This is a genomic window from Chryseobacterium barbadense (assembly GCF_042849955.1).
Taxonomy (GTDB): domain Bacteria; phylum Bacteroidota; class Bacteroidia; order Flavobacteriales; family Weeksellaceae; genus Chryseobacterium.
Genome location: NZ_BAAFHL010000082.1, coordinates 1 through 7,529 on the forward strand (window position 1 = coordinate 1; position 7,529 = coordinate 7,529).

Here is a 7,529-nt window from a genome sequence, read left to right on the forward strand (position 1 = left end):
AACAAATCTTACAGAATATGCTGAAAAGATCAATTATACTGCCCTGATCAACTGCTACATGAGGGAATTTACCAACTGGAGCCGTTATCTGGGAATTCCGAAATATGATCAGGCAATTGCTACTCATCTTCAAAAAACATCTACCGACCTGCACATCAGGATAGATTTTTCATCCATCGGATGTGATGTCTATATTCCCGTGAATTACTTTTCCGAAAGCGGAAGACATCTTTTTGATTTTCCGGTACTGCGAAGAGTATTAGAAACTGATGAGGTTTCAGAAGTGGATGTGTACGGCTTTATGATACTTATTGCTGAATATGCTAAAGGAAGTCATGAAGGGATTGATTCTTCCAATGTTTTAAAAAGATTAAACAACAGTATTGAAAATCTTGCAACTTATCTGAATCACCTGATAGAAAACAACAAACAGATCAATGATCTTGAAATGTCATTTATAGAAGCAGAGCAATCATTGATTTTAGGACATATTCTTCATCCCGTTCCCAAATCAAAACAAGGCTTCAATAAAGAAGACCTGCTGAAATATTCTCCTGAAACTTCAGGGCAGTTTCAACTATTTTACTTTTTGATCCATCCTGAAAACATCATTGAAAAAAATGCTGACGGAGAACCTGTAACCAAAGAATTGGGTGAAAAAATATACCCTGTTTTAGATTCGGAACATAAGCAATTATGGGATGAATTTCCGGATTATCAAATTGTTCCGATGCATCCTTGGGAAGCAGAATATCTGCTAAGCCAGGAAAATGTACAGATTATGCAGGAGCAGGGAGTTCTTTTTGCTTTGGGTCATTATGGAGAATACTTCACGCCTACTTCTTCGGTAAGAACCGTTTATAATGAAGACAGCAAATGGATGTACAAATTCTCCTTACATGTAAAGATCACCAATTCAGAAAGAATCAATTTATATCCGGAGCTTCACAGAGGATATGACATCAGCAGATTATTGAAAACAGATTGGGGAGCCAGCTTACAAAAAGACTTCCCGGAAATCGATTTTATGGTAGATCCTGCTTTTATTGCTGTTACTTTCAATGGAAAAGTGATCAACGGGTTTAACATCAGTATCAGAAGAAACCCTTTCCGAAGAGAAAATAAAAATGTAACTCTTTTAGCGGCACTTTGTCAGGACGGTATTTTAGGAAAGCCTTCCAGACTGGAGAATATTATCAAAACAACATCAGAAAACCTTGAACTGCCGGTAGAACAGGTTGCTATTGACTGGTTCAAACAATATCTTCATATTTGTGTGCGACCAATTGTCGGAATTCTAAATACGTATGGCCTGGCTTGTGAGTTCCACCAGCAAAATGTAATGATTGAGCTTGATAAGAAAGGCTTTCCGGCGAAGATCTATTTCAGAGACAATCAGGGATTCTTCTTCAGAGAAGGCAGAAAAGAAATGGTTTCCAAAGCACTACCGGGAATTGCGAACGAAAGCCAGTCCATCATCGATGAAGAATCATTAGCTCCTAAATACACTTATTATCTGGTAACCAATAATATTTTAGGCGTTGTTAACGCATTAGGGTGCAATAGATTAGCGGATGAAAGAAAGCTGATCAACCTTGTATATAAAGCATTCAAAGCCCTTGAAAACGAAGATGAAACAGGCCTTGTGAATTATATCATCAACAAAAGAAACTGGTATACGAAAGGGAATTTAATTACAAGCCTTCAAAACATTAATGAAGCCGATGAATCCTTGGAATATCCTGCGGTTTTCTTAGATACCCCAAATCCTCTAAATACTTATTTCTTTACTCATAAATTAATTAAGCCGGAAACTAAAGAAACAGTTTACTCCCGCTATTTTGCTGAGGAAAACATCAACATCAGCATCAGACCTTTCGATATTGACAAAGATTTTGAAATGGTTCATGAATGGTTCAACATGGAACATGCCAAACCTTTCTGGAAAATGGATGGCCCAAAAAGAGAGCTTGAACTTTGGTTCAGAACCATTCTTCCGAGCGACGAACAGCACAGTTTTATCGGATATGTGAATGATGTTCCGCAATTCAGCTTTGAGCCTTACTGGCCGATGAGAGATATTGTAGGGAGATATTACGATGCCTTACCAACAGATTACGGAACCCACTTTTTTGTGGCAGAAACCCAGAAAGATAAAAAGTTTTCTTTTCAATCCTTTCAGGTAGCTTTGGATTATATTTTCTCGCTTCCTGAAGTAGGAAAATGTATTGGTGAAGCTTCTGTAGAGGCAGTTCCTACAGACCGCATCATTACAAGATTAGGCTACACCCGTGAAGGAGTCATTGAAATGCCGCATAAAACAGCCTATCTTACCTTCTGTACCCGTGAAAATTACTGGGAAGCTTGTCCGGAAAGCAGACTGGAAGTGAAAAACGCCTAAGTATAATTTAAAAATAACCATTAAGATTTAATTTAAGCAGTTAAGGTTAGTAAGTGAGATTCTTCACTTCATTTCATTCCGCTCAGAATGACAGGGCGTTTGTCATTCCGACGATAGGAGGAATCTCTTACCATTTTAAATTAATTCTTGTTGGTTTTAGATTAAACGCAAAGTTTAAAATTGAAGTGAAACGATAATAAGACGGCAAAGCAAAATCAATTAAAATTAATTTAAGAAGCGAAGCTTATAGTCAAAAGCTTTATCAGCGATTATCGCCATTCTTTGCTCCTTAAAACATGTCCACTCCATGTTAAACTTTGCGTTAAAAACAAATATTAAAAACAAATTACATTGGAAAATAGACAAAAATATGATATGATCGGGATCGGAATTGGCCCCTTTAACCTTGGTCTTGCAGCACTTTTAGAGCCTGTAGATCATGTGAACGCTCTTTTTCTTGATCAGGCAGAAGGTTTCGACTGGCATCCTGGTTTGATGCTCGATAATGCAACTTTACAAGTCCCTTTTATGGCAGATCTTGTGACAATGGCAGATCCAAAAAGCAAATACAGCTTTCTTAATTTTTTAAAGGAGACAGACAGACTGTATAAATTTTATATCAGAGAAGATTTCTTCATCCTCAGAAAAGAATATAACCTGTATTGTCAGTGGGTAGCGAATCAATTACCGAATTGCCTTTTTGGTAAGAAGGTGGAGAATGTCAGTTATAATGAATCAGAAAAATTGTACATCATTGAAGTTTTAGATTTGAAAAACAATGATGTCACAAGATATTATTCTGAAAAAATAGTGCTGGGAACAGGAACCCAGCCAAGTCTTCCTTCTTTCATGGAAGGTAAAAACTATCCAAATGTGATCCATACTTCGGAATATTTGAAGCATAAAGAACGTATTACAGAAGCAAATACCGTTTCTATCATAGGTTCCGGGCAAAGTGCTGCGGAAATATTCCGGGATCTTCTTCCGGAAACTAAAGAGGGTTTACAAATGAGTTGGTTCACATGACCGGATCGTTTCTTCCCGATGGAATATTCAAAGCTTACATTGGAATTAACCTCTCCTGAATATGTAGATCATTTTTATCAAATGCCTTCTCATCAGCGCAAAACATTGTTGGGAAAACAGCCTCCGTTGTATAAAGGAATCAATTTCGATCTGATCAATGATATTTTCGATTCCCTTTACGAAATGAGTGTAGGAAATACTCCGTTACATGTTGAACTGAAACCAAGCTGTCAGTTGGATAGCATTGATGCTGAAGGAAATTCTTATATTTTGAATTTCACCCATGTACAGGACGAAGTTTCATTTACCCATCCATCGGAATATATTATTCTGGCCACAGGATATAAGTATAAAGAGCCTCAATTTTTAAAAGGAATTGAAAGTATTATCAACAGAACCGGAGACGGATTATTTGATGTAAGCCGTTTCTATACAATTGATGATACCGAAAGTATTTTTGTGCAGAATGCCGAACTTCACACCCACGGTTTTGTGACACCGGATTTAGGAATGGGAGCTTACCGGAATGCCATTATCATCAATGCCATTGCCGGAAAAGAAGTGTATAAAGTAGAAAAAAGGATCGCTTTTCAGCAATTTAATACTTCAAAAGCATGGACCGCAAAGCATTCATCTTAAACGGTGAAGTGAAAAAGGTCATGTGGGAAACCTCATGGCCTGCCGTTGCGGCGATTGTACTCTATGGGATTAATAATTTTCTGGATGCCATTTTTGTAGGATACTTAATAAATACACAGGCTTTGGCTGCTGTAGGAATGGCTTTTCCCTTATCTCAGATCGTGTTGGGTTTTGGTAGACTGGTTGGAACCGGAGCAGGAGCTACAGTAAGTATCTGGATCGGAGAAAACAGACAGGATAAATTGTATACACTGTTTGGAAGCTATAATTTTCTCTGCATCTTTTTCTCCTTATTGTGTACGGTTCCGGCTTATATCTATGCTCATGAGTTGATGGCGATGATGGGAGCCAAAGGAAACCTGCAAACCATCGCTGTGGAATATTTCCGGACAACACTGATTGGGACCGTCTTCTGGATCTATGGTCTGGCATTGAATATGCTGATCCGCGCTGAAGGAAAAATGAAAACAGCAGCGGCAATGATTGCCGTAGGTTTAGTTATTGATATTATTTTAAAGCCTATTTTCATTTCAGGTTTTGGAATGGGAGTTTCAGGAGCAGCCTGGGCTACCAATTGTGGAATGATCATCTACTCCATTCTCGGGTTTTATTATTATGCCAAAGGAAAAAGCTCATTTGTTACTGATTGGAAATCCATTTCCTTTGATGCTGAGATTAGTAAAAGAATATTGAAACTAGGCCTGCCGGAAATGATTTTATCAGTAATGGGTGTCATTCAAAGTATTATTATCTTCAACGCTATTGCGGCATACGGAACGGAAGATGATATTTCTTTTTTCACGGTGTTGAACCGCTTCTTTCTATTCTTGCTGACTCCTTTATTCGGATTAATGCGCGGATTACAGCCTGTAGTAGGAATGAATTTTGGTGCAGGTCAGTTTGAAAGAGCAAGAAAATTCCTAAAAACGTATATCCTTGCAGGTATAGCCATTGTATTCCCTTTCTTTTTTATTGCCCTTTTCTTTCCTGAACCATTGATTGGTTTAATGCTTCCGGGGTATTCGGTAAGCAGTCATCAAATCCTTGATTTCAGGCTGTTTTTCTCTGTTTTACCATTATTGCCCGTCACTGTTTTGGCTCTCTCCTATTATCCTGCGGTGAATGAAAGTAAAAAAGCCAGCTTTCTGGTATTTTTGAGACAATTGATACTATACATACCATTAATGCTTATTCTTCCGCACTATTTTGGAGTAAAAAGTATTTATTGGGGAAGTGCTGCGATAGAAATAACGGTAGCTGTAGTAACGCTGTTTTTATTAAAGAATTATAAAATAAAGAAGTTACAGCCTGTAACTGTTGAAAACAAATAAGGATCTATGTGATCCTTTTTTTATGGCTTGAAGGGACCCATTCGTCTTTACCGCATTTTGAACATTTTTCTGAATTTCCCACGGGTTTTATTTCGGTGTGTCCACAGAAAATACAGGAATACGATTTTTCTTCATCAATATATTGTATCGGGTGATCCAAAGAATCAGGCATAATAGGCAATCCCGGTTTTACCTTTTCATCTTCATAGAAAAATACACTGATCTCACCTGAAATTTCTTCTATCGCCATTTCCACCTGTCCTAATTGTGAAACCCCTCTCAATCTTAGTTCCGCAAAAAATTCATCACTTCCTAAATTCTCCTTCTTGAAATTTTCAATGGCAAATTCCCCGTTTTTAATCAGGCAAATAGATTTTCCTTCCACCAGTTTCTCAAAACGTTTGCTTCTTCCGATAAAATAAGTGATTATGCTGTAGAGCAGAATAATGATGATAAAGACAATAATGGATGAAATAATTCCTACATCTTTATTAAACATCGGATCCCCCGCTGCGGAACCTAAACCGATAATAACAACAAGCTCAAAAATAGACAGCTGTTTTACCCCTCTTTTTCCCAGTAGCCGAAGTCCGACAATAATCGTCAGAAACATAATGGCTGTACGCAATACAATTTCCAGCAGGAACGACCATTCTTCATGGCCCATTAAGAGTTCTTTCCAGTCAAGCTGCAATAAGAATGAGGATACCATAGAAAATCAATTTTATGATGATCCTTCAAAAAATGCACCAGTTTTATTGTGCTATGACAAGACTTTTTTCATCATAATATCCGTTTGTTCATCATCTCCTAATCTGAAAATGTGCTTGTCAAACTCCACAAATCCGTTTTTCTTATAAAACTGTATCGCTCTCTGGTTTTCTTCCCATACACCAAGCCAGAGATAAGTTTTATTTAGTGCTTTAGCGGTTTCTAAAGCCTGATCATACAGAAGCTGCCCTACTTTTTTGCCGTGATGGCTGCTTTTTACATAGATGCGCTCGATTTCTAATGCCGTTTCATCCTGTAGTTCGGTTTGGGCACTTCCGGAATTTACTTTCAGGTAACCTACGGGATCATCTTCTTCCCATGCAATATAGAAAAGAGAATCAGGATTTGATAGTTCCGATCTTACCTTTTCCGTACTGAAACTTTCTGTAAGATATTTGTCCATTTCCTCTTCAGAATTGCTGGCTGCAAATGTTTCTGTGAAGGTTTGCCTTCCTATATTCTGTATGGTTTCCAGATCTTCAAGACCAGCCTGATTGATGATAATTGATGCCATAATGATGGTAAGAAAAGTTTAACTGAATAATATGGTTTTAAAAGCTTCAGCCGCTAAATGAACCTGTACAGACCAGTCATCTGCAGCATCACTTCCTGCATCATCCGAAATATACTTTAAGCATAAAAACGGAATATTCTCCTTTTTGGCGATCAATGCCAATGGATAGGCTTCCATATCTACGATATTATAATCCGTTTCGGCATGATTCATTTCAAAGCTGTCGCCGCTTCCGCAGATTCCTTCTTTCAGGTTATCCATTGTAAGCCCATATTCTAAAACCGGTGGAATTCCGGATAAGGGCGTTTCATATAAATGAAATCCCAATCCTCTCACATCCATATCGCGCTGGATAAATTTGGTACAGCAAATTACTTCTCCTTTTCGGAAGTTTTTGCTTCCCGCAGAACCCAAATTAACGATCAGTTTAGGTTTTCTTATATGGATTTCCTTGGTTAATTCTATGGCAGCATTCACTTTTCCGATACCGGTGATCAGCTTATTTTTCTCATCAAATACTTTTCCCGCTTCCGATTCCAGAGCAAAAACAAAAAGAGTATCCGAAACCGGAAAATGAAGTTCTTCGTTTATTTTTATCATTGATTAAAAATTAAATAGTACACCCATCCGTGTCACAAGAGTTATCACTTCCTGAAAGATCTTTTACCGGAATTATTGTTTCCTCATACGTTTGCTGAAGGGCATTTTCAAAAACTTCAACAGGTTGAGCACCGGAAACAGCATATTTGCCATTCAATACAAAGAAAGGGACACTTCTGATCCCATTATGCTGAGCATCGGAAATATCCTGCTTCACCTCAGAATCCAATTGGTCAGAAGTTAAAAC

6 protein-coding genes and 1 pseudogene are annotated in these 7,529 nt (G+C 37.8%); 3 read left to right on the plus strand and 4 right to left on the minus strand.

Annotated elements, in window-relative coordinates; genetic code table 11:
• From ACGHIN_RS15880 to ACGHIN_RS15890, 3 genes and pseudogenes are all read left to right on the plus strand, one after another.
• Positions 1-2,401: GNAT family N-acetyltransferase (locus ACGHIN_RS15880; protein WP_390455722.1), on the plus strand; the 2,401-nt coding region annotated here is incomplete at its 5' end.
• Positions 2,402-2,776: 375 nt separating this feature from the next.
• A pseudogene (locus ACGHIN_RS15885) lies at positions 2,777-4,066 on the plus strand (lysine N(6)-hydroxylase/L-ornithine N(5)-oxygenase family protein).
• Entirely contained in the window at positions 4,042-5,397 is a 1,356-nt protein-coding gene (locus ACGHIN_RS15890; protein ID WP_390455725.1) for an MATE family efflux transporter, read from the plus strand. Before ACGHIN_RS15885 ends, ACGHIN_RS15890 begins: the two are co-directional and overlap by 25 nt.
• Before the next feature lie 4 nt (positions 5,398-5,401).
• Here ACGHIN_RS15890 and ACGHIN_RS15895 read toward each other — a convergent pair whose 3' ends face one another.
• From ACGHIN_RS15895 to ACGHIN_RS15910, 4 genes are all read right to left on the minus strand, one after another.
• Positions 5,402-6,109 (minus strand): DUF421 domain-containing protein, encoded by a 708-nt coding sequence (locus tag ACGHIN_RS15895; protein ID WP_390455728.1) that lies wholly within the window; start codon positions 6,107-6,109, stop codon positions 5,402-5,404.
• Positions 6,110-6,160: 51 nt separating this feature from the next.
• Positions 6,161-6,682 (minus strand): GNAT family N-acetyltransferase, encoded by a 522-nt coding sequence (locus tag ACGHIN_RS15900; RefSeq protein WP_390455731.1) that lies wholly within the window; start codon positions 6,680-6,682, stop codon positions 6,161-6,163.
• Positions 6,683-6,700: 18 nt separating this feature from the next.
• Positions 6,701-7,282, minus strand: coding sequence for a 5'-methylthioadenosine/S-adenosylhomocysteine nucleosidase family protein (locus ACGHIN_RS15905; protein ID WP_390455734.1), 582 nt, complete (start codon positions 7,280-7,282; stop codon positions 6,701-6,703).
• Positions 7,283-7,292: 10 nt separating this feature from the next.
• Positions 7,293-7,529: DsbA family oxidoreductase (locus tag ACGHIN_RS15910; RefSeq protein ID WP_390455737.1), on the minus strand; the 237-nt coding region annotated here is incomplete at its 5' end.

Coding starts and splice junctions, on each gene's coding strand:
- ACGHIN_RS15895 (WP_390455728.1), bottom strand. CDS start 6,109: ATGGTATCCTCATTCTTATTGCAGCTTGACTGGAAAGAACTCTTAATG.
- ACGHIN_RS15890 (WP_390455725.1), top strand. CDS start 4,042: ATGGACCGCAAAGCATTCATCTTAAACGGTGAAGTGAAAAAGGTCATG.
- ACGHIN_RS15900 (WP_390455731.1), bottom strand. CDS start 6,682: ATGGCATCAATTATCATCAATCAGGCTGGTCTTGAAGATCTGGAAACC.
- ACGHIN_RS15905 (WP_390455734.1), bottom strand. CDS start 7,282: ATGATAAAAATAAACGAAGAACTTCATTTTCCGGTTTCGGATACTCTT.